This window comes from Metapseudomonas otitidis, from assembly GCF_900111835.1.
GTDB lineage: Bacteria > Pseudomonadota > Gammaproteobacteria > Pseudomonadales > Pseudomonadaceae > Metapseudomonas > Metapseudomonas otitidis.
This window is the reverse complement of the sequence record NZ_FOJP01000016.1, coordinates 15,905-39,797: the sequence shown is the minus strand read 5'-3', so window position 1 is coordinate 39,797 and position 23,893 is coordinate 15,905. Positions and strand designations below refer to the sequence as shown.

The following is a 23,893-nucleotide window of genomic DNA, read 5'->3' as shown; positions in this document are numbered from 1 at the left end:
CGGAAGCCGTCTGACTCCCGGGGCTGCGAGGGGTCAGGCGAGGTCGCCGGCCTGCTCGCGCAGGGCCCAACCGCCCTGCCCGTCCACGTCCAGGCGGTGGGTATGGAACTGCGCCAGGGTGGCGCGGTGGCCGACGCTGACCAGCAGCGTCTCGTCCAGGTGCTCGCGCAGCAACGAGTAGAGGGCGTGCTCCAGGCCTTCGTCCATGGCCGAGGTGGACTCGTCGAGGAACACCACACGGGGCCGGTTGAACAGCACCCGGGCGAAGGCCAGGCGCTGCTGCTCGCCGATGGAGAGGATGCGCGTCCAGTCCTGACTCAGCTCCAGGCGCTCGGCCAGGTGCGCGAGGTTGACCTGGCGCAGCGCCTGCTTCAGGCGTTCGTCATCCTCGGCCACGGCGGTATTGGGGTAGGCGATGGCGGTGCGCAGGTCGCCCAGGGGCAGGTACGGGCGCTGGGAGAGGAACAGCGCCTGGTGCCCGCCGGGGCGGTACACGGTGCCTTCGGCATAGGGCCAGAGCCCCGCCAGCGCCCGCAGCAGGGTGGTCTTGCCGCTGCCCGAGGGCCCCTTGATCAGCAGCGCCTGGCCCGGCACCAGCTCCAGCGCCAGGTCGGCCAGCAGGCGGTGCCCGTCGGGGCGCAGCACGTCGAGACTTTCGATGCGCAGGCCATCGGCGGCTTCATGGGTGTCCACCTTGGGCAACTCGCGGGCCTGCTGGTTGGCATCGAGGAAGCCAGTGAGACGGTCCAGGGTCGCGCGGTACTGGGCGAAGGTGTCGTAGGAGGTGCGGAAGAACGACAGCGAATCCTGCACCTGACCGAAGGCCTGGGAGGTCTGCATCACATCACCCAGCTTGATCGCCCCGCTGAAGAAGCGCGGCGCCTGGAGAATGAACGGGAAGACCACCGCCACCTGGCTCACCACCAGGTTGAAGCCGTCGAACTTCAGGCTCCGGTAGACCATGGCCCAGACGTTGCCGATCAGCGCGCTGAAGCGCCCCAGCAGCGTGCCGCGCTCGATGGCGGTGCCCTGGTAGAAGGCCACGTTCTCGGCGTACTCGCGCAGGCGCATCAGCGCATAACGGAAGTTCGCCGTGAGCTTTTCGTTGAGGAAGTTCAGCCGGATCAGCGGCCGGCCGAGGCGGAAGGCGATCCAGGTGGCGATGATCACGTAGATGTACACCGCGAAGACCATGGCCCGGGGGATCTCCACCCCACCCACCGTCAGCGGTGCCGACAGGCCCCAGAGGATGCCGGTGAAGGCCACCAGCGACACCAGGGCACTCACCGCCCCCAGGGCCAGGGATACCGAGCCGGTGACGAAGGCGTTGACGTCCAGCTCGATGCGCTGATCGGGGTTGTCCACCGGCTCGTCGAGGAACTGCCCGCGGTAGTAGGCATCGCCGTTCATCCAGTCGCCGGTCAGGCGCTCGGTGAGCCAGACCCGCCAGCGGATGTTGAAGGCCTGGGTGAGGTAGTAGTTGAACAGCGCCCGCAGCACGTGGATGGCCGCCAGCACCGCGAAAATGCCGAGGAAGTACCAGAACGCCGTCTGGTCCAGGCCCTGCAACGCGCTGTAGAAGCCGTTGTACCAGAACGAGAACAGCACGTTCATGCGCACCGAGAACAGCGCCATCACCAGCAGCAGGGTGAAGACCAGCAGCGGCTTCCAGCTGCGCTTGGGGCTGAGGTAGGGGCCGGCGACCTGCCAGAACTGACTGCCCCAACGGGTGAATCGAACCGCCAGCGCAGCGGCGGCGGAGAACGCAACGATGGTGACCAGGGACGCGACAGCGAGCCAGCTCAGGCTCTCCTGCAGGGCCTTGCTCCAATCCATTTCCATGCTGGGTATCCGTGCTTCGGGGGAAGGGGACGACGCGGTCGGGCCGGAGCCCGCCCCAGGCCACCGAAGCGAGGCGGTGGCGCTGTGTCGGCGCGCAGTATAAACAGCACCGGCCGCGTCGGAACATCCATCAGGGGCGGTGTCAGCCGGCGTTCAGCTGACCACTGCCCTGCCCGCCTCAGCCCTGGGCGGACTGGCCGATGCAGATGTAGCCGAAGGGGTTGTGGCGGATATCGCCCAGTTCGTAGCCGAAGTCCGGCCGCGCCAGGTACGGGCTCGACGGCTCGGCGGCGGGCTCGACCCCGAACGCGGCCAGGAAGGCCTGCTCGAAGCGCGCCACCGCCGCCTCCTGGGCCTCCAGGTCGACCTCTTCGTCCTCGGCGAAGCGGATCACGAAGTCCGGCAGGCCCAGGTGCTGCATGCCACAGGTGTAGAGCAGGTTCTCGTGGCCGATGGGCTTGCGCACGAACAGGCGGTACAGCGTCAGCAGCATGCGCCGCTGGTCACGAGCCTCCACCGACGCCTCCAGCGCGTCGATCAGCTCCTTCCAGCGCGCCAGGCCATGGGCCAGGCCTGCCGTCTCGACCTTGGCGGCCGTGACCAGCCCCTGCTCGATCAGGCGCCCCAGGGCCCGCGCCGCCGCCATCGCCGCAACGATGCGGGTGCGCTCGTGGTGAATGCGCGGCATCACGAAATAGGCGGTGGCGGTATGCGCCTCGATGGCCGCCTCGTCTTCCTCGGTCATGGACGGCTCCGTGCGGTCGGCACAGATGCGGTAGGAGCGCGGCATGCGGTCGTCGTGCTCCAGCTCGCTGAAGGCCTCGTCCAGGCGGAAGGTCTCCAGCCCCATGGAGGCCGTCATCGACTCGAAGGTATCGCGCAGCGCGTCGAAGCGGTCGAAGGTGCCCAGCACATTGAGGATGATGTCCGGCGGCAGGTCGGCCTTCAGCTCGGCCAGGCGCTGGTCCGCCGCACGGATGTAGGCCTCCAGCATCCCCAGGTAACGCACCGCGCTGGCCTGGACGGCCGGCGCCTGTTCCGCGAGCGGGAAGGTATCCAGGCAGTCCGCTCCCTCGCCGTCCACCTCCATGGGCTGGAAGAGCAGCTCGTGGCGCTGCGCCTCGACATCCACCAGTTTGAAGATGAAATGCCGGTGGTCATCGAAGCCGTTGTCCGGCCCGGGGCCCGACTCGTTGGCCACCGCGATGCGGAATCGGTCCGGGAGGAATTCGACGTACAGCTCGACGCTGTCGCCCTCCCCGTCCTCCAACTCCAGCCAGTCATAGCTGTCGCCACCGGCCTCGTAGCGCAGGTAGTGCTCCTGCACGTAGTCGGTCTCCAGCAGCGCCTGGATACGGGCGTAATCGATTGCACTCAAGGGGTTCATGGCGGCCTCTGGCGGTCCTGGGATGGGGGCCGGGATCGACACGGCCCAAAGCCCGGCATCCTAAGGCAAAGCTGCCGCCGCGCCTGAGAAGCAGGTCGCGGCGGTTGAATGCGGTGGAAGGTCAGTGCAGGGGAAGCAGGATGGCGGGTCGGAGTACGGTCGCCGGATAGCAAAGCGCAGCCAAGAACCACCCAAGAGCAGCGCAGGATGCGTCGAGAAAATCCCCTGTCAGTTGAATGCTGCAACGGGCAGGGGATCACCCATGACGCTCAATTACGCCAGCAGCGGGCGTAGCGTTCGCATACGCCAAAGCGGCGATCCAGTTCAGCCATTCGGCTCAAATGCGCGGCGAGGCCTTCCTTGCGAGCGACCGTGCGCCAGTCGTAGTAGCGCTTGAGCATCAAGGCGTTCAAAGCAGCCGCCTTGGAACGGTCCAACTCCGGGCTGTCCGGGACATAGGTGCGCAACTCGTCGGTTTCCAACGGACTCAGGCGGGCACTGTAGTCGTCCTTGTATTTCTTCAATACGGTTTCGCCCATCGCCATGGTGTCCTGCAGGAAGCTCATCAAGGCGGCCTGGTATTGCACCCAATACTCGTCAGGCAACGTCAGCCCCATCAACGTCTTGCGCTCCGCAACCATTCCCTCGGTCACTTTGAGCTGATCGGCCTTTGATAGGGGCTGAACGCTTCGCTTCATTTCAGGCGTGAGGCTGTCGGCGATGATCTGGTCGATCATCGCCGTTCGTTCAGGTGTGGCCGGTAGGACGGCCGGCGCCTCGGGGAAAATCGCGTTGCTTCCAGCGCAACCGGGCAGCCCCTTTTCAAGCAACACCAACGGATGACGCATAACTCGCCCACCGTCCTGACTGAGGCGTGCCATCGACGAGATGCACTGCCGCCCGTTGGAAGAAAAGGTCAGTTCGTACTCGGCACCCGCCTCAGGCGTGAAGTTGAAGCCGGTGGAACACACGTGGGAGCTGCCGCTGGAGTTGTTCCGCAGGAAAACTTCCTTGCCGGGTTTCAAGCGTATCTCCAGGTACGCATCCGACTCCTTCGCGGGAGCGATGGTCATGCCTGCCCGGCGACGGGTGTTGCCCGTGAGCATGTTGTTGAGGATTCCCGTTGTCGCCCCGTCGCAATGCGCTTCGTCGAAGACGTCGAGGGTCGCGTTCTCCATGTCGCTGACGAAGCGCAACTTGGCCGCGTCGGGCTGCGTGGCGTCAGAGTAAGAGCCGTTGATGCTGCAGCCCGTGAGCAGAAGCGCGAACGAAGTCAGCGCCATCAATGAGCGAAATGGGGGAAAATCTGGCGAAATCACGGTTCATCCTTGAGGCAAGCGCAAAGGCGGCGATCCTAATGAAGCCCCCCTCCAGCGTCCAGCCACTCGACTGCCAATCACTTCACCTATTCATCACCTGAGGCTCTCAATGTTCGTTTTCCGCCCGCTCACCATTGGAGGGTTTCTCGCCCTGCTGGTCGGTTGCGCCCCCATGCCAGCAGAGATGTCCCTGGACAGCAGCCCTCGCTCCGCCCGGGATGCGGGCCTGATCGTCGGTTCCCTGGTCGATAGCGGCCCCTACGGCACCTGGATCGGCTTCCGTCACCTGCAGACAGGCCAGGTCATGGGGTGGGGAGCCAAGGACCTCTATTCAGCCTGGCTGCCGGCTGGCGACTACGAAGTGCAGGAAATGGGCTCTCGCCGAGGCACGATGGGCCCGTTTGGCGCGCCCCTGCGTTTCACCGTGAAGCAGGGTGAAATCAACTACCTGGGAGAGCTGCTCTACAACTGCCCGGAACCCATCGAGTCGGCAGCACGCTATGGCGTCAAGCACTGCGGCCTCTTTGCCTTGGGCACTTGCGAGGTCACTTACGCCTCAGCACGCATCTGCATCGTGAACCGTCAGGAGTCGGCTCTACGCAGCTTCCTCAAAGAGCATCCTGAACACTCGGCCCTACCGGTACGCTCGGCACTCATGTCCGGAGGCAATCGCTGACGCCGGGGCCAGGAAAAGCACCTTGGCCTTCCAGCTCCTTCTGCTTCTGGCATCCGGCCCTGAGTGGCCGGTCATGAAACATCGTCTCCGTGGTTTCGCGAAGCTCAAGGGCCCGCCAGAATGCACGCCTGATACACCCCACCCCACGCAAGGAATGCCCATGGAGTTCTTCAAGAAGCTGCTCGGCTCATCGCAAGCAGGCACCCCCGATACCCCCTCTGATTCAGACCAGGAAGGCATGACACCGGCCGAGCAGGCCCGGCAAGTCGCACTGGAGGCCAGTGGCGAGCGCCTGGACCGGCACTGGCAAGGTATCGGTGCCGTCGAGCGCGATGTGCTGACCTTCCTCATCAGCCCCAGCTTCACCGGCGGGCCGTACTGGCCTTCCACCCGCCAGTCCTACCGGGTCGTCCGCCGTGACGGCAGCATCATCCTGGCCACCGACGGCCTCTGCTACCCCTTCGACGACGGTGACGAGCCGGTCAACGGCTTCGAACTGGAACTGTTCATCGACACCCCGGATATTCCCGAGCACGCACAAGGTGCCCCTGGCGACGTGGACCCGCTGCGCAACAGCTGGGCCTATGAGGTGCTCAAGAGCGTGGCCGACACCGTTGCGGACGCAGGTGGCATCACGACCCAGCTGGAGCGCTACGGCGCCCTCTCCCTGGAGCTGCCCGGCGTGAGCCAGTCCAACTGCGTGGGCAGCCAGGTGCCCCCGGCATTCATCACCGAAGACGACTGCGTCGGCATCCTGCTGGGCGGCCCCGCGCCAGACTTCGCCACCCGCCTGGAGGACATGCCGTTGTCGCCGGTCACCCTGGTACCGGTGGTGCTCATCACCGCCGCCGAGCTGGACTACATCCGCTCCGGCGGCCAGGCCGCGCGCCAGGACCTGCTGCAGCGCCTGCAGTCAGCCGGCATTGGGCACCGCAGCCTGCTCACCCGAGCCGGCGTCGTGTAGACACACGGACAAGACACGCCAAGCTCAGCCGAAGAACAGCCCATGCACTACTGGAACCAGGACAACTTCCAGAGCCTCACGGCCATCGCCGAAGCCTACGCCGACACGCCCGGCTACGAAGGCTTCGCCGCGTACTGCCAGCTGCGCGAGCGCGGGTTGAAGAAGCCGGCCCTGCAGGCCCTGGCCGGCTTCATCGCCGCCTGCCGCCACGCGCCCCTGGACGTGCAGCGCGAGCGCGCCTGCGAGCTGGCGGCGCTGCACTACCACACGCCTGCCGCCCACCAGCTCCTGGCGCAGCCGCTGCGGGTGTACCTCGGTCAGATACTGGAAGCCTGGTGCCAGGAGGCGCCGCCCTCACCCGTGCCCTACCGCTGGGCCGCGGTGATCAAGGAAGACACCGCCTACTTCCACCAGGCGCTGGAACAGGACCCCAACGACGCCATCGCCCTCTACCGGCTGGCGGTCGCCTACCTGGGCCAGGTGGACTACCAGACCCACCACCTCGGCGAGTCGTTCTTCATCGGTGACGAAGCCCATGCCGAAACCGCCCTCGCCCGGGCCGGCGAACTGATCGCCCGGCTCGCCCCCGAGCAGACACCGAAATGGCTGGCAGAGGAGCAACGCCACTGCCGCGCCCTGCTGGACGCCTGGAGCCGCTATCGCTCAGCCGACACGTCGGCCTCCTTCCCGGAGTGGTGCGAGGCGCAAGGGCTGGTGTTCGGTTTCAGCCAGGCGTTCTATTACGCGCGCTGAAGGCGGGCGGCGCCAGCCGCGCAAGAACGATCAAATCGCCTCGACGCCCTCTTGCTAAGGTCGGTGCCGTCTTCAAGGAGTGCCCCATGCCGAGCATCGAACAGGTCCTGTGGTTCATCGAGTCCGAACAGGATGCCAGCCTGGACCTCGGGTCCGTCGCGGCCCACGCCGGGCTGTCGCCATTCGCCCTGTCGCGTCTGTTTTCCCTCGCCACCGGCTGGTCGGTGATGCGCTACATCCGTGCCCGCCGCCTGACCCGGGCGGCCCATGCCCTGGGCGACGGCACGCGGGACATCCTGCAGGTGGCGCTGGATGCCGGCTATGGCTCCCATGAAGCCTTCACCCGTGCCTTCAGCGACCTGTTCGGGGTCACGCCCCGGCAGGTTCGCGAACAGGGGCACGGCAACCTGCACCTGGTGGAGCCCTTGCGCATGAAAGCCATGAATTTCGTGGAGCTGTCCGAACCCCGCTTTGAAACCCGCTCCGACTTCCTCATCGCCGGCCTGGGCGAACGCTTCACCTTCGACCGCAACGAAGGCATCGTCGGCCTGTGGCAGGCCTTCGCCCCCTATATGGGGCAGATTCCCGGCCAGTCCAGCGACGTCACCTACGGCCTGTGCTGCAACCCGGGCGAGGACGGCAGCTTCGAATACATCGCCGGCGTCGAAGTGCCCCGCATCGACGGGCTTCCGCCCACCTTCCGCCACTTCAAGGTGCGCCAGCAGGACTACGCCGTGTTCCGCCACCTGGGCCACATCTCCACCATCCACCAGACCTTCCTCACCATCTTCAACAGGTGGCTGCCGGCGTCCGGGTACGCCTTCGCCAACGCCCCGGAATTCGAGCAATACAGTGCCGATTTCGAGCCGATGCAGGGGACGGGGTTCGTGGAAGTGTGGGTGCCGGTGGTGCGACGCGCGCTTGGGTGAGTCGGCTGTCGCTCCTCCGGCTAGCCACCCACCCGCAACCAGATCACCGAGGCATCGTCGCTGGCCTTGAAGCGCGGGTAGCGCAGGCAGGCGGCGTCCTCGCGCTCGATGCGGCGCAGCTCCTCGGCCAGCGGCAGCAGGCCGCTTTCCAGTACCTGGGCCATCAGGGTCGGGGCGTCGTAGTGGTGGTAGGTGTCGATCAATGCGGCGAAGCCGTCGCTCATCAGCAGCAGGTCGTCGCCGGCGGCCAGGGGCGCCTGGGTGTATTGCAGGGCGGCCCTCGCCTGCTCGGCGTCGACGCTCAGCACCGCCTTGGGCCGCTCGCGGGCGGCGCGGCGGTCGGCCAGGACATGGGCACTGCGGACGTTGTCGGCGCCAATGCCAGGACCCAGGGCCTGGGCTTCGGCCTGCTCCTGCCAGCGATCCGGCTGCGGCGTGAGGAAGGCCACACCCTGGGCGCTGCGGTGGATCACGGTGCAGTCGCCGAGAAAGCCGCAGGCCAGCCGGTCGCCTTCCAGGGCGATGGCGGCAAGGGAGGCACGGGGCAGTTCCCAGGCAGCGACGGGCTCGCGCTGGCGATCACGCCGGTAGTCGGCAGCGACGGCCTGGAACACCTGCTCGCACAGCGAGGCCAGGGGGCCCGAAGCAGCCATGAAGCCGCGATGGGCCGCGTCGGCCAGCCAGGCCGCACCACCCCGCTGCCCCATCAGGCCCGGCTCGCCCAGGTCGGTGGCACCGTCGATGACCCAGGCATGCCGCCCGGCACAGCCGACGCGGTCGTCGTTGGGAACGGCGGCCTTGCCGGCAAGGCTGAGGGTCTGGATCAGGTCGAGGTGCATGGCGGTTCCTTCGTGTGCGATGAATGCGAGCCGCACATTCTAATCACCGCACCCGGCGGAACAATGCTGGCCCCTTGTCAGGGCCGATACCCCTGCGCCAGCAGCCAACCCTGCACCTTGCGCCGTGGCTCGGGCGCCAGCGCGGCCAGGGCTGCGTCCAGCCGACCGGCCTGCAGGGCGCGAACGATGGGCGCCAGCTCGGTGCCGTCCAGGTGCCAGACACCCAGGGGCTGGTCGGCGGTGATGACCACCTCCCGCGCCTCGATCAGCTCGCCCTGGATCACCGGCGCCGACTCCACCCGCACCTGGCGGATGTCCGCCTCGGCATGCAGCGGCGCGGCATCGGGCCAGGTGCGGCGACCACGCCAGAACGGCTGCTCCGGCCAGCGCTGCTCCAGGGCATAGAAGTCACGGCCGGTACGGGCGAAACGCTGGAACAGGTGCTCGACCCGGCGCTGGTGGAAGGTTCGGGCCAAGGCGGCGCGCTCCGGGTGGCGCAACAGGGTGTTGATCACCGCCGGGGCCTGCAGCGCGGAGGACAGGGACTGGAAGATGCCGTTGCCGGACAGCGGGTCCACCGCCATCGCCGCATCCCCGACCCGCAGCCAGTCAGGGCCGCTGGCCTCGTGGAAGAGGATCGCGGTGCTGCTGCGGGCATGCAGGCTGGCGGGTTGCAGGGCAGCCTCGCCGAACAGCTCGCGCACCCGAGCGGACTGCCGGCGACGTTCGGCGCACCAGGCCGGCAACCGGTCCCGGGGCGGCAGGTCGCTGGCGGTGGCGTCGAGGGTGATCTGCCAATAGCAGCGGCCGTCGGCCAGCCGCGCCATCCAGGCCCAGCCGTCGGCCAGGCTTTCAACCGCCGAGCCGGCCAGGCCGGGGGCGTCGTGCCACTGGTTGAGCAGGCTGAGGGTCTCCGGCCCGCGCAGCCGTCCGCCGGCCAGGGGCGCGGAGCGTCCGCGCGCTTCCACCAGGAAGCCGGCCCGCAGCACCTCGCCGCCTTCCAGGTGCACGGCGTGGCCGTCGGGGCCGTGCGCCAGCTTGAGTACCCGCGCTTCCAGCACCTCGATACCGGCAGCCTGCAGGTCGTCGCGCAGGGCGGCGTCGAAGACCGGCCGATCCAGCAGGCATTCCTGGTTGATGGATTGTCCCTCGCCGTTCCACTGCACCCGACGCGGCGAGGGTGCCGCTGCAGTGGCCAGCGCCCGGTGCAGCCCGGCCTGGCGCAGCCCCTCCAGCACCCGCTGGGAGACGCCCTCCACCGCCGCGAAACGACGCCACTCGCTGACCACCCGCACCGGGTAACCCAGGCGCGTGAGGCCCAGGGCGACGGCGGCACCGGCCGGGCCGGCGCCGAGGATGAGGATTTCAGTCATGGCCGCGCCGCTCCGGCCCGTGGTAGGCGGCGCCCTGGCGCAGCGCCTGCAGCAGTGCGTCCCGGCTGATGCCCGGCTGGCGCGCCAGGTGCGCAGCCAGGGTGCCGGCCAGGGCCGCGCAGGCGACGCTGGCACCGGCGACGCCGTTGTGGGCCACCACATGGGCGCCGAAGTCGGCCTGGCGGGTGCCGAGCCAGGACCACTGCCCCGGCGCGCAACGGGCATCGCCGGTGATGCGGATGACGCCCGGGTAGCTGGCCGGGTACACCGGCTCGCCCTGGGCCGGGCTGGAGGCACAGAGCAGCACGCCGGCGGCCTGGAGCCGGGCGCAGGCGTCACGCAATACCGGCCGGTCCGTGCGCAGGCCCAGGCTCATGCTCACCAGGCTCACCTCCTGCTCCAGCAGCCAGCAGAGGGCGGCGGCGATCTGCAGCGGGCTGGTCTGACCCCGCTCGCCGAATACCTGGGCCATGCAGACGCCCACCGGGCCGGCCTGGCGGCGGAAGGTGTCGAGCACCACCTGGCCGTGGCCGAGGCTGTCGAGCTGGACGTCGCCTTCGCGCAGTTCGCCGTCCTCCAGCCAGAAGCGCCGGGACGCTTTGACGCCGTCGGCCTGCTCCGGGGCAAAGCCGCTGTCGATCAGGCCGATGCGCACGTCAGCGGCCATCGAGGGCGATCTCGGCTGCCAGTGGACGCAGGCGCCCCTGCTCCAGACGCAGGTGCAGGTCCGCCTCGGCGAGGGTGGACGGCCGGTGGCTGATGAGGATGCGCGTGCGCCCGGCGAACAACTGGTCGATGGCGGCGATCACCTCGCGCTCGGTGGCTTCGTCCACTGCCGAGGTGGCTTCGTCCAGCACCAGGATCAGCGGGGCCTGCAGCAGCGCGCGGGCGATGGCGATGCGCTGTTTCTGCCCACCGGAAAGCTGCTGGCCACGCTCGCCCAGGGGGTTGTCCAACCCCAGCGGCAGGGAGGCCACCAGGCCGTCCAGCCGGGCCAGGCGCACCACCCGTTCCAGGGCCTCGCGGCTGGCGTCGGGGGCGCTGTAGGCGAGGTTCTCCGCCAGGGTGCCGCGGAACAGGACGATGTCCTGGCTGACCACGGCGATGCGCCGGCGCAGGGCCAGCAGGTCCAGCTCGCGCAGGTCGACGCCGTCCAGCAGGATGCGCCCCTGGTCGGGGTCGTAGAAGCGCTGCAGCAGGTCGATCAGGGTGGACTTGCCGACGCCCGAGGCGCCGCTGATGGCCACCTTGAGCCCGGCGGGAATCTCCGCGTCCACACCTTCCAGCACGGCGCCGGCACGCTGCTCGTGGGCGAAGTGCACGCCCTCCAGGCGCAGGGTGCCGGGGCCGTCCGGCAGGGGCACGGGCGTGACGGGCGGGCGCACCGGCACCGGCTCCTGCTGCAGCTCCATGACCCGCCCGAGGCTGACCGTCATGCGCTGCAGCGCAACGTAGAGGCCGAGCAGGCTCTGCACCGGCCCCACGGCCATGCCGAGGTAGGTGGAGAAGGCGATCAGCGCGCCCAGTTGCCAGGTGCCCTGGATGACCCAGTAGCCGCCGATGAGAAAGGCGCAGGCGCGGGACAACGAGGTGAGCGTGCCCGGCACCGCGTGGGTGAAGAACTCGGTGACCTGCACCCGCAGCAGCTGGCGCATGTAGCCCTGCCCCAGGCCCTCCAGGCGGCGGGCTTCGCGGGCCTGCTGGCCAGCAGCCTGGATGAACTTCATCGCCGGCAGGGTTTCCACCAGGAAGGACGACACATCCGCCGAACGTTCCCGCAGGCTGCGCACCTCGCGCTCGACCTTGCGGCGCATCCAGCGCAGCCAGAGCACTTCCACGGGGATCAGCAGCGCCAGCAGCAGGGACAGCTGCCAGGACAGCAGCAGCATCAGGCTCACCGCGCCGATCAGCCCGATGAGACTGGAGACGGCGGAAAACAGCGAATCCACGGCGAAACGCTGGATTTCCGCCACGTCGCCATCCAGGCGCGACAGGATGTCGCCGATGCGCTTGCGCCCGTAGAAGGCCGGCGAGAGCTGCTGCAGGTGGCGGTAGAGGTCGTCGCGCAGGGCGAAGAGGATGCGCCCGGAAAGCCGGGTGTGCAGGTAGCGGTTGATGCCCGAGAGCGCGGTGCCGATCAGGCCGACGGCGATCATCGCCACCGCCACCTGCACCAGCAGGCCGAAGTCCTTGGCCAGCAGGCCCTCGTCGATCAGCGTCTTGGTCAGCCAGGGCTGGGCCAGCACCAGCAGCGATGCCCCGAGGGACAACCCCAGCAACACGGCGATGGCGCGCAGCTGCGGGCGCACGAAGCCGTAGAGCCAGGCCAGGGCGCGGCGCAGTAGCTCGGGATCGTGGGCGTCGACGAGCTTGAGCAGGAGGCGGGTCATGCCGTCACCCGGGCATACCGGAACGTCGTAGGTGCAGCCGTAGCCCGGGCTTCAGCCCGGGTCTGCCCAGGCACACGGCATCGCGAATGAATTCGCTCCCACAGCGCCTTCAAGGGCGTCATCCCCTGAGCTGCTTGAGCTTGCGGTACAGGGTGGCGCGGCTGATGCCCAGGGCATCGGCGGCGGCGGAGACATTGCCCTGGTGCCGCTCCAGGGCGGCGCGGATCAGCTCCAGTTCGTTCTCGCGGATGCTGCCGGGCTGGCGGGTGGTGGCGGTGAGGTCGTCCAGCAGGCTGTCGGTGAGGTGGTCCAGCCCCAGCACGGTCTCCCCCGGTTCGCGCATGGCCAGGGCCGCGCGCAGGACCATTTCCAGCTGGCGGATGTTGCCCGGCCAGTCGTAGCCGCTGAACAGCTCGGCGAGGTCCTTGTCCAGGCTGACGTCGCTGGCACCGAAGCGGGCCAGCACGCTGGCGATCATCCCGGCCAGGTCGTCCCGCTCGCGCAGGGCCGGCAGGCGCAGGCTGACGCCGTTGATGCGGTAGTAGAGGTCTTCGCGGAAGTGCTGGTCCTGCACCAGGCGGCGCAGGTCGCGGTGGGTGGCACAGATCACCGCCACGTCGATGGCCTGCTCTTCGGCGGCGCCGAGGGGGGCCACCCGGCGCTCCTGCAGCACCCGCAGCAGGCGGGCCTGGAGCGCGAGGGGCATGTCGCCGATCTCGTCGAGGAACAGCGTGCCGCCGTGGGCCTGCATCAAGCGGCCGACCATGCCGCCACGGCGGGAGCCGGTGAAGGCGCCTTCGCGATAACCGAACAGCTCGGACTCGATCAGTCCCTCGGGGATGGCCGCGCAGTTCACCGCCACGAAGGGTTTCTCGGCACGCGGGCTGGCCTGGTGCAGGGCGCGGGCCACCACCTCCTTGCCGGTGCCGGTTTCCCCCAGCAGCAGCACGGGCAGGTCGCTGGCCAGGGCCTGGCGGGCCATGCGCAGGGCGCGGGCGAAGCGGCCATCGTGGCCGGCCAGGGCCTCCAGGGCCTGGGATGTTGCATGGCTGGGCACCTTGGCCGCCGCCGGGGCAGTGTGGCCGAGGGGGCTGTGGCGGGGCACCTGGAGCGCGCGGAAGAAGAATTCGCCCTGGGCGGTCTGCACGCTGCTGACGCCGCCCTTGAGCAGGCGGGCAATGAACGGAGCGGCGCGCTCGCCGATGAGGTCGCTGCCACGGCGGCCCACCAGGGCATCCCGGCCGACCCGCAGCAGTTCGCAGGCCCGCTCGTTGGCGGCGACCACCTCGCCCTCCAGGCTCAGGGCCAGCAGCCCGTGCCAGGCGCTGCCCAGGTACTGCGGACGGTTGTGGAAGGCCACCACAAGGTGATCGCCGTAGGTCAGGGCGAACAGGCGGCTCTCGATATTGCCGGCGGCCAGCATCAGGGTGGCGAGGTTGTCCTCGGGCTGGGCCATGACGCCTTGCCGGGTCAGGTCCAGCACGCCCACCACCTGCCCCTGGGGATCACGCAGCGGCACCGAGGTGCAGGAGAACGGGCTGAGTCGGTCGAGATAATGCTCGCCGCAGTTGATCAGGGTCGGTCGGCCTTCCACCACCGCCGTGCCGATGGCGTTGGTGCCCCGGCTCGATTCGCTCCAGCAGCTGCCGGGGCGCAGGTCACGCAGGCCGGAGCCCTTGAGGAATTCGGTCTGGCCTTCGATGGCCAGCAGGTTGGCCTGGGCGTCGCCGAGGATGATCAACCCGCCCTTGCCCTGCTGGCTGACCAGGTACTCCAGCTCGGGGGTGGCGGCATCGATCAGCAGGCGGTTGCCTTCCAGCAGCAGGCCGAGGTCGTGATGACGGAGTTCGGGCTGCTCGCCTTCGAGGCAGTTGAGCCCGTGGCCAAGGCTGCGCCGCCATGAGGCATCGATCTCCTCGCGGAGCACACCGCGGGGCAGTTCGCCTTCGTTGAGCAGCTTCAGCCGTGCCTGGTACGACTGGTGAAGTGGATCGGTCGCCATTTTTATTCGAATGTCCTGCGCCATCTCTCGCTCCAGCAACCGCCCGGCCTGGCCGTGGCGGACTGCACGCCCTGACTGTCTACACCCCCCGGCCGGTGCCGTAAAGAGCGCCGGTTCCGCAGGCTGGAAGCCAGCAAGTATCGGGCCACAGGGGCTATTTGCCGCTGCCCGGCGCCGAGTTGACAGCGAGTTTACCCAGGTTTACGTTAACGTAAAGGTAAACAAGCCGAGCCCCCTCCCCCATGTCCAAGACCTACAGCATTTCCGACCTGGCCCGCGAACTGGATGTGACCACCCGCGCCATCCGCTTCTATGAGGAGCAAGAGATGCTCTTCCCCGAGCGCCGGGGCCAGGAACGCATCTACAGCCCCAAGGACCTGGTGGCCCTGAAGCTCATCCTGCGTGGCAAGCGCATCGGCTTTTCCCTGGCCGAGTGCAAGGAGCTGATCGACCTCTACGACCCCAGCAGCGGCAACCGCAAGCAGCTGGAAACCTTCATGGAGAAGATCGCCGCCCGCCGCGCACAACTCGAACAGCAGTTGCTGGACATCCAGCAGATGCAGCTGGAACTGGACACGGCCGAGGAACGCTGCCTGGCAGCCCTGGCCGAGACCGAACGCAAGCAGGCCGCCAAGGCCTGATCCCCTCCCCGACTCACCGACAATCACAAGCACAGGTGGAACCATGACCTACTCGAGCCTGAACTTCGCCCTCGGCGACACCCTCGACATGCTGCGCGAACAGGTGCAAGCCTTCGTCGCCGCCGAACTGGCGCCCCGCGCCGCCGAGATCGACCGCGACAACGCCTTCCCCATGGACCTGTGGAAGAAGTTCGGCGACATGGGCCTGCTGGGCGTGACCGTCGGCGAGGAATACGGCGGTGCCGGCCTGGGCTACATGGCCCACGTCATCGCCATGGAGGAGATCAGCCGCGGCTCGGCCTCGGTGGCCCTCTCCTACGGCGCCCACTCCAACCTGTGCGTCAACCAGATCAAGCGCAACGGCACCCACGAGCAGAAGCAGAAGTACCTGCCCAAGCTGATCAGCGGTGAGCACGTCGGCGCCCTGGCCATGAGCGAGCCCAACGCCGGCTCCGACGTGGTTTCCATGAAGCTGCGCGCCGACCGCAAGGGCGACCGCTTCGTCCTCAATGGCAGCAAGACCTGGATCACCAACGGCCCCGACGCCAACACCTACGTGATCTATGCCAAGACCGACCTGGACAAGGGCCCCCACGGCATCACCGCCTTCATCGTCGAGCGCGACTGGAAGGGTTTCTCCCGTGGCAGCAAGTTCGACAAGCTCGGCATGCGCGGTTCCAACACCTGCGAGCTGTTCTTCGATGACGTGGAAGTGCCGGAGGAAAACGTCCTCGGCGCGGTCAACGGCGGCGTCAAGGTGCTGATGAGCGGCCTGGACTACGAGCGCGTGGTGCTGGCCGGCGGCCCGGTGGGCATCATGCAGGCCTGCCTGGACGTGGTGGTGCCCTACATCCACGACCGCAAGCAGTTCGGCCAGAGCATCGGCGAGTTCCAGTTCATCCAGGGCAAGGTGGCCGACATGTACACCCAGCTGGCCGCCAGCCGCGCCTACCTGTACGCCGTGGCCCAGGCCTGCGACCGTGGCGAGACCACCCGCAAGGACGCTGCCGGGGTGATCCTCTACACCGCCGAACGTGCCACCCAGATGGCCCTGGAGGCGATCCAGATCCTCGGCGGCAACGGCTACATCAACGAGTTCCCCACCGGGCGCCTGCTGCGCGACGCCAAGCTCTACGAGATCGGCGCCGGCACCAGCGAGATCCGCCGCATGCTGATCGGCCGCGAGCTGTTCAACGAAACCCGCTGATCCTCGACCGACGCCCCTCCCCTCCGGGAGGGGCGCGAAACGCACGACTCGGAGCGCCCCAGATGGCCATCCTGCATACCCAGATCAACACCCGCACCCCGGAATTCGCCCGCAACCGCGAGGCCATGCAGGCCCAGGTGGACGACCTGCACCGCCTGCTCGGCCGCATCCACGAAGGCGGCGGCGCCAAGGCCCAGGAACGCCACACCTCGCGGGGCAAGCTGCTGCCGCGTGAACGCATCAACCGCCTGCTGGACCCGGGCTCGCCCTTCCTCGAAATCGGCCAGCTGGCGGCCCATGGGGTCTACGGCGAAGAGGTCCCCGCCGCCGGCGTGGTGGCCGGCATCGGCCGCGTCGAAGGCGTGGAATGCATGATCGTGGCCAACGACGCCACGGTGAAGGGTGGCTCCTACTACCCGCTGACGGTGAAGAAGCACCTGCGGGCCCAGGCCATCGCCCAGGAGAACCGCCTGCCCTGCATCTACCTGGTGGACTCCGGCGGCGCCAACCTGCCGCGCCAGGAAGAGGTCTTCCCGGACCGCGAGCACTTCGGCCGCATCTTCTTCAACCAGGCCAACATGAGCGCCCAGGGCATCCCGCAGATCGCCGTGGTGATGGGCTCCTGCACCGCCGGCGGCGCCTACGTGCCGGCCATGAGCGACGAGACCATCATGGTGCGCAACCAGGCCACCATCTTCCTCGCCGGCCCGCCGCTGGTGAAGGCCGCCACCGGCGAGGTGGTGACCGCCGAGGAGCTGGGCGGCGCCGACGTGCACTGCAAGACCTCCGGCGTGGCCGACCACTACGCCGAGAACGACGAGCACGCCCTGGCCCTGGCCCGCCGCAGTGTCGCCAACCTCAACTGGCGCAAGGCCGGCGAGCTGAACCTGCGCACCCCCATCGCCCCGCGCTACGCAAGCGAGGAGCTGTACGGGGTGATTCCGGCGGACGCCAAGCAACCCTTCGACGTGCGCGAAGTGATCGCACGCCTTGTGGACGACTCCGCCTTCGACGAGTTCAAGGCCCTGTTCGGGACCACCCTGGTGTGCGGCTTCGCCCACCTGCACGGCTACCCCATCGCCATCCTCGCCAACAACGGCATCCTCTTCGCCGAGGCTGCGCAGAAAGGCGCGCACTTCATCGAGCTGGCCTGCCAGCGCGGCATCCCGCTGCTGTTCCTGCAGAACATCACCGGCTTCATGGTGGGCAAGAAGTACGAGGAAGGCGGCATCGCCAAGCACGGCGCCAAGCTGGTCACCGCCGTGGCCTGCGCGCGGGTGCCGAAGTTCACCGTGATCATCGGCGGCAGCTTCGGCGCCGGTAACTACGGCATGTGCGGCCGGGCCTACGACCCGCGTTTCCTGTGGATGTGGCCCAACGCGCGGATCGGCGTGATGGGCGCCGAGCAGGCCGCCGGCGTGCTCACCCAGGTCAAGCGCGAGCAGAGCGAACGCGCCGGCCACAGCCTGAGCGCCGAGGAAGAGGCGCGCATCAAGCAGCCCATCCTCGAACAGTACGAACGCCAGGCCCACGCCTATTACTCCAGCGCGCGGCTCTGGGACGACGGCGTCATCGACCCGGCACAGACCCGCGAGGTGCTTGGCCTGGCGCTCTCGGCCAGCCTCAACGCGCCGATCGAAGCGACCCGCTTCGGCGTGTTCCGCATGTAGCCCTCTCCCGGAGCCCATATGACCGACTTCAACACCCTGCAACTGGACATCGCCGCCAACGGCGTCGCCACCCTCTGGCTGAACCGTCCGGACAAGAACAACGCCTTCAACGCCGGGATGATCCGCGAGCTGATCCTCGCCCTGGATGCCGTCAAGGAACACGGCCAGGTGCGCTTCCTCATCCTCCGCGGCCGTGGCCGGCACTTCTCCGCCGGGGCGGACCTGGCCTGGATGCAGGAGTCCGCCCGCCTGGACTACAACGCCAACCTGGACGACGCCCGCGAGCTGGCCGAGCTGATGTACGCCCTCTACCAGCTCAAGGTGCCGACCCTGGCGGTGGTCCAGGGCGCGGCCTTCGGCGGTGCCCTGGGCCTGATCAGCTGCTGCGACATGGCCATCGGCGCCATCGACGCGCAGTTCTCCCTCTCGGAGGTGCGCATCGGCCTGGCACCGGCGGTGATCAGCCCCTTCGTGGTCCAGGCCATCGGCGAGCGCGCCGCGCGCCGCTACGCCCTCACCGCCGAGCGTTTCAACGGCGAGCGGGCCCGTGAGCTGGGTCTGCTGGCCGAGTGCTACCCGGCCGAGGACCTGGACCAGGCGGTGGAGAGCTGGACCGCCAACCTGCTGCTCAACAGCCCCCAGGCCATGCGCGCCAGCAAGGACCTGCTGCGGGAAGTCGGCAGCGGGGTGCTCAGCCCCAACCTGCGCCGCTACACCGAGAACGCCATCGCCCGCATCCGCGTGAGCGCCGAAGGCCAGGAAGGGCTCAATGCCTTCCTGGAAAAACGCAAACCCTCCTGGCAGGAGCAATGACCATGATCACCACCTTGCTGATCGCCAACCGTGGCGAGATCGCCTGCCGGGTGATGCGCACCGCCAAGGCGCTGGGCATTCGCACCGTGGCCGTCCACAGCGAGATCGACCGCAATGCACGCCACGTGCGCGAGGCGGACATGGCCATCAACCTCGGCGGCGCCAAGCCGGCGGAGAGCTACCTGCGGGTGGACGCGCTGATCGCCGCCGCCCAGGCCAGCGGCGCCCAGGCCATCCACCCCGGCTACGGCTTCCTCTCGGAGAACGCCGGCTTCGCCCGTGCCATCGAGGCCGCCGGGCTGGTGTTCCTCGGCCCGCCGGCCAGCGCCATCGACGCCATGGGCAGCAAGTCCGCCGCCAAGGCGCTGATGGAGGAAGCCGGCGTGCCACTGGTGCCCGGCTACCACGGCGAGGACCAGGCCCTGGAGACCTTCCGCGCCGCCGCCGAGCGCATCGGCTACCCGGTACTGCTGAAGGCCGCCGCCGGCGGTGGCGGCAAGGGCATGAAGGTGGTGGAGCGCGAGGCCGACCTGGCCGAGGCGCTCTCCTCCGCCCAGCGCGAGGCCCAGGCCGCCTTCGGCGACGCCCGCATGCTGGTGGAGAAGTACGTGCTCAAGCCGCGCCATGTGGAGATCCAGGTCTTCGCCGACCGCCACGGCAACTGCCTGTACCTCAACGAACGCGACTGCTCCATCCAGCGCCGCCACCAGAAGGTGGTGGAGGAAGCGCCCGCCCCCGGCCTCTCGGCCGAGCAGCGTCGCGCCATGGGCGAGGCCGCCGTGCGCGCGGCCCAGGCCATCGGCTACGTCGGTGCCGGCACCGTGGAGTTCCTGCTGGATGCGCGGGGTGACTTCTTCTTCATGGAGATGAACACCCGCCTGCAGGTGGAGCACCCGGTCACCGAGGCCATCACCGGCCTCGACCTGGTGGCCTGGCAGATCCGCGTCGCCCGGGGCGAAGCCCTGCCCATCACCCAGGCGCAGGTGCCGCTGATGGGCCATGCCATCGAAGTGCGCCTGTACGCCGAAGACCCGGAAGGCGGCTTCCTGCCCGCCAGTGGCCACCTGGACCTGTACCGCGAACCCGCGCCCGGCGAGGGCCGCCGGGTGGACAGTGGCGTGGCCGAGGGTGACGACGTATCGCCCTTCTACGACCCCATGCTGGCCAAGCTGATCGCCTGGGGCGAGAACCGCGAGGAAGCGCGCCAGCGCCTGCTGGCCATGCTGGAAGACACCGCCGTGGGCGGTTTCCGCACCAACCTGGCCTTCCTCCGCCGCGTGCTCGGCCACCCCGCCTTCGCCGCGGCCGAACTGGACACCGGCTTCATCGAGCGCCACCAGGCACAGCTGCTTCCCGCCCATGCCGCCCTGCCCGAGCAGGTCTGGCAGCTGGCTGCCGAAGCCTTCCGCCAGGGTGATGCCGCGCGGATACGCCAGGACGACCCGCATTCGCCCTGGAGCGGCAACAGCGGCTGGCGTGCCGGGCTGCCCAGCGAAACCGACCTGCACCTGGCCTGTGGCGAGGAACGCCAGGTGGTGCGCCTGCGCGGCCGGGTCGACAGCCCGATCCGCCTGGAAGGCGAGCGGCTGACCCTGGAGCTGGACGGCGTGCGCCGCACGCTGCTGGCCATCCGCCGGGGCGAAACCCTCTACCTGGAATGGAACGGCACGCTGCACACCGTCACCCGCGTCGACCCCATCGCCGAGGCCGAGGCCAGCCACACCCACCAGGGCGGGCTGACGGCGCCGATGAACGGCAGTATCGTGCGCGTGCTGGTGGAAGCCGGCCAGGCCGTGGAAGCCGGCACCGCCCTGGTGGTGCTGGAGGCGATGAAGATGGAGCACAGCATCCGCGCGCCCCACGCTGGCACCGTCAAGGCGCTGTACTGCAGCGAAGGCGAACTGGTCGCCGAAGGCACCGCGCTGGTGGAGCTGGAAGAGGCCTGAGAGAGCGCTGCCCCGTAGGGTGGATGTCGCTCCTTACATCCACCAACCTGGCCCGGCCCAGCACCGCCGGTGGACATGAAAAGCGATGTCCACCCTGCGCAGAAACAACCCGCAGGATGGGTCGGACGGCGTTCCGCGAGCGAAGCGAAACCCATCGGGCACCGAACGCCGATGAATGAGAGAGATGACGCAATGACGATCCCCAAGAAGGTCCGCCTGGTCGAAGTCGGCCCCCGTGACGGCCTGCAGAACGAGAAGCAGCCCATCAGCGTCGCCGACAAGGTGCGCCTGGTGGATGACCTCACCGCCGCCGGCCTCGGCTATGTGGAGGTGGGCAGCTTCGTATCACCCAAGTGGGTGCCGCAGATGGCCGGCTCCGCCGAGGTGTTCGCGCAGATCCAGCGCAAGCCGGGCGTCACCTACGCCGCCCTGGCACCGAACATGAAGGGCTTCGAAGCCGCCCTGGAGGCCGGGGTGAAGGAGGTGGCGGTGTTCGCTGCCGCGTCCGAGGCCTTCTCGCAGAAGAACATCAACTGCTCCATCGCCGAGAGCCTGGCGCGCTTCGTGCCGGTGGTGGAGGCCGCCCGCGCCCAGGGCGTCAGCGTGCGTGGCTATGTGTCCTGTGTGCTGGGCTGCCCCTACGAGGGTGAAGTGGCCGCCGAGCAGGTGGCAGCAGTGGCCGCCGAGCTGCATGCCATGGGCTGCTACGAGGTCTCCCTGGGCGACACCATCGGCACCGGCAACGCTGGCAGCACCCGCCGGATGTTCGAGGTGGTGGGGGCGCGCATCCCCCGGGAGCAACTGGCCGGCCACTTCCACGACACCTACGGCCAGGCCGTAGCGAACATCTACGCCAGCCTGCTGGAAGGCATCAGCGTGTTCGACAGCTCGGTCGCCGGACTCGGCGGTTGCCCCTACGCCAAGGGCGCCACCGGCAACGTCGCCACCGAGGATGTGCTCTACCTGATGAACGGCCTGGGCATCGAGACCGGCATCGACCTCGACCGGCTCGCCGCTGCCGGGCAACGCATCTGCGCCGTGCTGGGCAAGGAAAACGGCTCGCGGGTTGCCCGCGCCCTCCTCGCCCGCAACGCCTGATCCCCGGCAAGCGCCGGGCATGAAAAAGCCCGCGCATCCTCACGGATGCGCGGGCTTCTTCATTTCACCCGGCGCGTCAGGCTTCTTCGAGGTGCGGGGTGACGCCCACGCGCATGATGGCCTCGATGGCTTCTTCGCGGGTCGGCTCGGAGTCGTACAGGTGGCTCTCGAGGATCACCTCGCCGGCGGCCTTGAGGCGGAAGTAGTTCTTGCCGCCCGAGGACATGCGACGCTCGAAGCGATCACTGTTGACGCAATGGGTGCGGAACAGCGCGATGGCTTTCTCGGCGCTGTCCCGGCAGGGGTAGCGCCCGCTCTCCACCATCACCTGGGCCTCCCGTGTCTTCAGGCGAAAACGGTATTCGCCACTGCCGTATTTCTTCAGCTCGAAAAAGCCTGGCATGTCTCTCACTCCTTGCAGCTTCATTGCCCCCGCGGGGCGACCTTGCTCGCCCCGGCGGGGCCTGGGCGAACGAAACGCGCACCATACCGGCGCCCCCGGGGCCCGTATGCCGGGGGAACCTGCACCCGGGGTAGGCGCCGGACGGGTGGGTCGGGCGAAACGTCCTAGGCCTTCGAAGAGGCCCACGCCAGAGCCGCTCTGTCACATCACCGTCACCTCGCTGACTTAATCTCGCGGCTCCTCCCGCCCAATAGAAGGCACCGCTGCATGACGCGCGACGTCACCGAACGAGAAATCTGGAGCCGTACCCTCAGCCTGTTGCTGCTCGGCTTCGTCTGCTACGCCCTGCCCTGGTCGGTGTTCGCCGCCCTGCCCATTCCGGCCGACCGCTCCCCGGCGCTGCGCATCCAGGGCTCCAACACCATTGGCGCCAAGCTGGGGCCGGCCCTGGTGCGCGGTCTGATGGAGGAAGAAGGCCTGGGCAACATCCGCCAGGAAGCCGGCAGCCAGGAGAACGAAGTGCAACTGATCGGCCGCGCCCCGAGCGGACGCGAGGTGCGGATCAACGTGGCCGCCCACGGTTCGGGCACCGGCTTCGTCGCCCTCAAGGACGGCAGCGCCGACCTGGCCGCCTCCTCCCGCCCGATCAAGGACGCCGAAGCGGCGGACCTGAAGACCTTCGGCGACCTGCGCAGCCAGTACAGCGAGAACGTCATCGCTATCGACGGCCTGGCGATCATCCTGCACCCGTCCAATCCGCTAGCGAAGCTGGACACCACCCAGCTGGCCCGCGTCTTCGCCGGCGAGGTGAAGACCTGGGAAGAGATCGGCGGCAAGGGCGGTGCGATCCACCTCTACGCCCGCGACGACAAGTCCGGCACCTTCGACACCTTCAAGGAACTGGTGCTGGCCAGCCACGGCAAGGCCCTGGCCGCCGGCGCCAACCGCTTCGAATCCAACGACCGCCTGGCCGAGGCGGTGGCTGCCGACCCGCAGGGCATCGGCTTTGTCGGGCTGGCGTCGGTGGGCAAGGCGCACACCCTGGCGATTGCCGATGGAGACTCCCAGGCCATGGCACCGTCCACCACGCTGATCGCCACCGAGGACTACCCCCTCTCCCGCCGGCTGTTCTTCTATGTGAAACCCGGCGAGAAGAACGCCTGGGCACAGGCGCTGGTGCGCTTCGCCCAGGGCCCGCGCGGCCAGGCCCTCGTCGCCCAGACCGGGTTCGTCGCGCAGACCGTGCAGGCGGTGAAGGTGACACCCCAGGCCGGCATGCCCGAGGCCTATCGCCAACTGACCGGGGAGGCGCAGCGCCTGTCGGTGAACTTCCGCTTCCAGGAGGGCAGCGCCAACCTCGACAACAAGGCACTGCGTGACGTGGAGCGGGTGCTGGCCTACCTGAAGGACAGCGGCAAGCTGGCCAACCAGGTGGTACTGGTGGGCTTCGGCGATGCCAAGCCGGACCCGAACCGCGCAGCCCTGCTCTCCAAGCTGCGCGCCATGGCGGTGCGCCGCGAGCTGGCCAAGGGCGGCGTGAGCTTCCGTGACATCGTCGGCCTTGGTGACGAACTGCCAGTGGCGGCAGACAGCGACGAAGGCCGCATCCGCAACCGTCGCGTCGAAGTCTGGGTCTACTGA

20 protein-coding genes are annotated in these 23,893 nt (G+C 68.5%); 11 read left to right on the top strand and 9 right to left on the bottom strand.

Going from position 1 to position 23,893, the window contains the following annotated elements; all coding sequences use genetic code 11:
- Positions 1-33: 33 nt before the first annotated feature.
- The 3 genes from BM198_RS20825 to BM198_RS29385 all read right to left on the bottom strand — a co-directional run bounded on the left by BM198_RS20825 (position 34) and on the right by BM198_RS29385 (position 4,548).
- Positions 34-1,842, bottom strand: a complete 1,809-nt coding sequence (locus BM198_RS20825) for an ABC transporter ATP-binding protein/permease (RefSeq protein WP_044399638.1) — start codon at positions 1,840-1,842, stop codon at positions 34-36.
- 178 nt (positions 1,843-2,020) lie between these two features.
- Positions 2,021-3,229, bottom strand: a complete 1,209-nt coding sequence (locus tag BM198_RS20820) for a hypothetical protein (protein ID WP_074972032.1) — start codon at positions 3,227-3,229, stop codon at positions 2,021-2,023.
- Positions 3,230-3,498: 269 nt separating this feature from the next.
- Positions 3,499-4,548 carry a hypothetical protein gene (locus BM198_RS29385; RefSeq protein WP_139233675.1) on the bottom strand — a complete coding sequence of 350 codons (1,050 nt, stop codon included), beginning with the start codon at positions 4,546-4,548 and terminating at the stop codon, positions 3,499-3,501.
- Between the two features lie 109 nt (positions 4,549-4,657).
- Between BM198_RS29385 and BM198_RS20810 the strand changes: the two genes are divergently transcribed.
- The 4 genes from BM198_RS20810 (at position 4,658) to BM198_RS20795 (ending at position 7,870) form a co-directional block, all read left to right on the top strand.
- On the top strand, positions 4,658-5,224 hold the full coding sequence (locus BM198_RS20810) for a hypothetical protein (protein ID WP_074972030.1): 567 nt from the start codon (positions 4,658-4,660) through the stop codon (positions 5,222-5,224).
- Between the two features lie 160 nt (positions 5,225-5,384).
- Complete coding sequence (locus BM198_RS20805; protein WP_074972028.1) at positions 5,385-6,188, top strand: suppressor of fused domain protein; 804 nt, start codon at positions 5,385-5,387, stop codon at positions 6,186-6,188.
- Positions 6,189-6,230: 42 nt separating this feature from the next.
- Complete coding sequence (locus BM198_RS20800; protein ID WP_074972026.1) at positions 6,231-6,941, top strand: hypothetical protein; 711 nt, start codon at positions 6,231-6,233, stop codon at positions 6,939-6,941.
- 86 nt (positions 6,942-7,027) lie between these two features.
- Positions 7,028-7,870 carry an AraC family transcriptional regulator gene (locus BM198_RS20795; protein WP_074972024.1) on the top strand — a complete coding sequence of 281 codons (843 nt, stop codon included), beginning with the start codon at positions 7,028-7,030 and terminating at the stop codon, positions 7,868-7,870.
- Between the two features lie 20 nt (positions 7,871-7,890).
- Here the strand turns inward: BM198_RS20795 and BM198_RS20790 are convergent, their stop codons facing one another.
- The 5 genes from BM198_RS20790 to BM198_RS20770 all read right to left on the bottom strand — a co-directional run bounded on the left by BM198_RS20790 (position 7,891) and on the right by BM198_RS20770 (position 14,498).
- On the bottom strand, positions 7,891-8,709 hold the full coding sequence (locus BM198_RS20790) for a protein phosphatase 2C domain-containing protein (RefSeq protein ID WP_074972022.1): 819 nt from the start codon (positions 8,707-8,709) through the stop codon (positions 7,891-7,893).
- A gap of 77 nt (positions 8,710-8,786) precedes the next feature.
- Positions 8,787-10,082, bottom strand: a complete 1,296-nt coding sequence (gene qhpG, locus BM198_RS20785) for a flavin-dependent monooxygenase QhpG (protein WP_074972020.1) — start codon at positions 10,080-10,082, stop codon at positions 8,787-8,789.
- A complete protein-coding gene (gene qhpE, locus BM198_RS20780; protein WP_074972019.1) occupies positions 10,075-10,749 on the bottom strand; it encodes a subtilisin-like serine protease QhpE in 675 nt (224 codons plus the stop codon). Before qhpE ends, qhpG begins: the two co-directional genes overlap by 8 nt.
- Entirely contained in the window at positions 10,739-12,472 is a 1,734-nt protein-coding gene (locus BM198_RS20775) for an ABC transporter ATP-binding protein (protein ID WP_074972017.1), read from the bottom strand. Before BM198_RS20775 ends, qhpE begins: the two co-directional genes overlap by 11 nt.
- Positions 12,473-12,590: 118 nt before the next feature.
- Positions 12,591-14,498, bottom strand: a complete 1,908-nt coding sequence (locus BM198_RS20770; RefSeq protein ID WP_074972015.1) for a sigma-54-dependent Fis family transcriptional regulator — start codon at positions 14,496-14,498, stop codon at positions 12,591-12,593.
- Positions 14,499-14,716: 218 nt separating this feature from the next.
- Here BM198_RS20770 and BM198_RS20765 point away from each other — a divergent pair, with 218 nt between their 5' ends.
- The 6 genes from BM198_RS20765 (at position 14,717) to BM198_RS20740 (ending at position 21,849) form a co-directional block, all read left to right on the top strand.
- On the top strand, positions 14,717-15,115 hold the full coding sequence (locus BM198_RS20765; RefSeq protein ID WP_044399652.1) for a MerR family transcriptional regulator: 399 nt from the start codon (positions 14,717-14,719) through the stop codon (positions 15,113-15,115).
- Between the two features lie 43 nt (positions 15,116-15,158).
- Positions 15,159-16,322 (top strand): isovaleryl-CoA dehydrogenase, encoded by a 1,164-nt coding sequence (locus BM198_RS20760; RefSeq protein ID WP_074972013.1) that lies wholly within the window; start codon positions 15,159-15,161, stop codon positions 16,320-16,322.
- Between the two features lie 62 nt (positions 16,323-16,384).
- Positions 16,385-17,992, top strand: coding sequence for a carboxyl transferase domain-containing protein (locus tag BM198_RS20755; RefSeq protein ID WP_074972011.1), 1,608 nt, complete (start codon positions 16,385-16,387; stop codon positions 17,990-17,992).
- A gap of 18 nt (positions 17,993-18,010) precedes the next feature.
- Positions 18,011-18,805, top strand: a complete 795-nt coding sequence (locus tag BM198_RS20750; protein WP_074972009.1) for a gamma-carboxygeranoyl-CoA hydratase — start codon at positions 18,011-18,013, stop codon at positions 18,803-18,805.
- On the top strand, positions 18,802-20,751 hold the full coding sequence (locus BM198_RS20745; RefSeq protein ID WP_139233674.1) for an acetyl/propionyl/methylcrotonyl-CoA carboxylase subunit alpha: 1,950 nt from the start codon (positions 18,802-18,804) through the stop codon (positions 20,749-20,751). Before BM198_RS20750 ends, BM198_RS20745 begins: the two co-directional genes overlap by 4 nt.
- A 192-nt stretch (positions 20,752-20,943) precedes the next feature.
- A complete protein-coding gene (locus tag BM198_RS20740; protein WP_074972005.1) occupies positions 20,944-21,849 on the top strand; it encodes a hydroxymethylglutaryl-CoA lyase in 906 nt (301 codons plus the stop codon).
- Positions 21,850-21,925: 76 nt separating this feature from the next.
- On the opposite strand, the gene BM198_RS20735 is transcribed toward BM198_RS20740, so the two are convergent.
- Positions 21,926-22,252 carry a YegP family protein gene (locus BM198_RS20735; protein WP_044399664.1) on the bottom strand — a complete coding sequence of 109 codons (327 nt, stop codon included), beginning with the start codon at positions 22,250-22,252 and terminating at the stop codon, positions 21,926-21,928.
- 267 nt (positions 22,253-22,519) lie between these two features.
- Here BM198_RS20735 and BM198_RS20730 point away from each other — a divergent pair, with 267 nt between their 5' ends.
- Complete coding sequence (locus BM198_RS20730; RefSeq protein ID WP_074972003.1) at positions 22,520-23,893, top strand: substrate-binding domain-containing protein; 1,374 nt, start codon at positions 22,520-22,522, stop codon at positions 23,891-23,893.

What these genes read in the sequence shown, in the direction of transcription:
- BM198_RS20825 (WP_044399638.1), bottom strand. Translation starts at nt 1,842, where the DNA reads ATGGAAATGGATTGGAGCAAGGCCCTGCAGGAGAGCCTGAGCTGGCTC.
- BM198_RS20820 (WP_074972032.1), bottom strand. Translation starts at nt 3,229, where the DNA reads ATGAACCCCTTGAGTGCAATCGATTACGCCCGTATCCAGGCGCTGCTG.
- BM198_RS20810 (WP_074972030.1), top strand. Translation starts at nt 4,658, where the DNA reads ATGTTCGTTTTCCGCCCGCTCACCATTGGAGGGTTTCTCGCCCTGCTG.
- BM198_RS20805 (WP_074972028.1), top strand. Translation starts at nt 5,385, where the DNA reads ATGGAGTTCTTCAAGAAGCTGCTCGGCTCATCGCAAGCAGGCACCCCC.
- BM198_RS20800 (WP_074972026.1), top strand. Translation starts at nt 6,231, where the DNA reads ATGCACTACTGGAACCAGGACAACTTCCAGAGCCTCACGGCCATCGCC.
- BM198_RS20795 (WP_074972024.1), top strand. Translation starts at nt 7,028, where the DNA reads ATGCCGAGCATCGAACAGGTCCTGTGGTTCATCGAGTCCGAACAGGAT.
- BM198_RS20790 (WP_074972022.1), bottom strand. Translation starts at nt 8,709, where the DNA reads ATGCACCTCGACCTGATCCAGACCCTCAGCCTTGCCGGCAAGGCCGCC.
- qhpG (WP_074972020.1), bottom strand. Translation starts at nt 10,082, where the DNA reads ATGACTGAAATCCTCATCCTCGGCGCCGGCCCGGCCGGTGCCGCCGTC.
- qhpE (WP_074972019.1), bottom strand. Translation starts at nt 10,749, where the DNA reads ATGGCCGCTGACGTGCGCATCGGCCTGATCGACAGCGGCTTTGCCCCG.
- BM198_RS20775 (WP_074972017.1), bottom strand. Translation starts at nt 12,472, where the DNA reads ATGACCCGCCTCCTGCTCAAGCTCGTCGACGCCCACGATCCCGAGCTA.
- BM198_RS20770 (WP_074972015.1), bottom strand. Translation starts at nt 14,498, where the DNA reads ATGGCGCAGGACATTCGAATAAAAATGGCGACCGATCCACTTCACCAG.
- BM198_RS20765 (WP_044399652.1), top strand. Translation starts at nt 14,717, where the DNA reads ATGTCCAAGACCTACAGCATTTCCGACCTGGCCCGCGAACTGGATGTG.
- BM198_RS20760 (WP_074972013.1), top strand. Translation starts at nt 15,159, where the DNA reads ATGACCTACTCGAGCCTGAACTTCGCCCTCGGCGACACCCTCGACATG.
- BM198_RS20755 (WP_074972011.1), top strand. Translation starts at nt 16,385, where the DNA reads ATGGCCATCCTGCATACCCAGATCAACACCCGCACCCCGGAATTCGCC.
- BM198_RS20750 (WP_074972009.1), top strand. Translation starts at nt 18,011, where the DNA reads ATGACCGACTTCAACACCCTGCAACTGGACATCGCCGCCAACGGCGTC.
- BM198_RS20745 (WP_139233674.1), top strand. Translation starts at nt 18,802, where the DNA reads ATGACCATGATCACCACCTTGCTGATCGCCAACCGTGGCGAGATCGCC.
- BM198_RS20740 (WP_074972005.1), top strand. Translation starts at nt 20,944, where the DNA reads ATGACGATCCCCAAGAAGGTCCGCCTGGTCGAAGTCGGCCCCCGTGAC.
- BM198_RS20735 (WP_044399664.1), bottom strand. Translation starts at nt 22,252, where the DNA reads ATGCCAGGCTTTTTCGAGCTGAAGAAATACGGCAGTGGCGAATACCGT.
- BM198_RS20730 (WP_074972003.1), top strand. Translation starts at nt 22,520, where the DNA reads ATGACGCGCGACGTCACCGAACGAGAAATCTGGAGCCGTACCCTCAGC.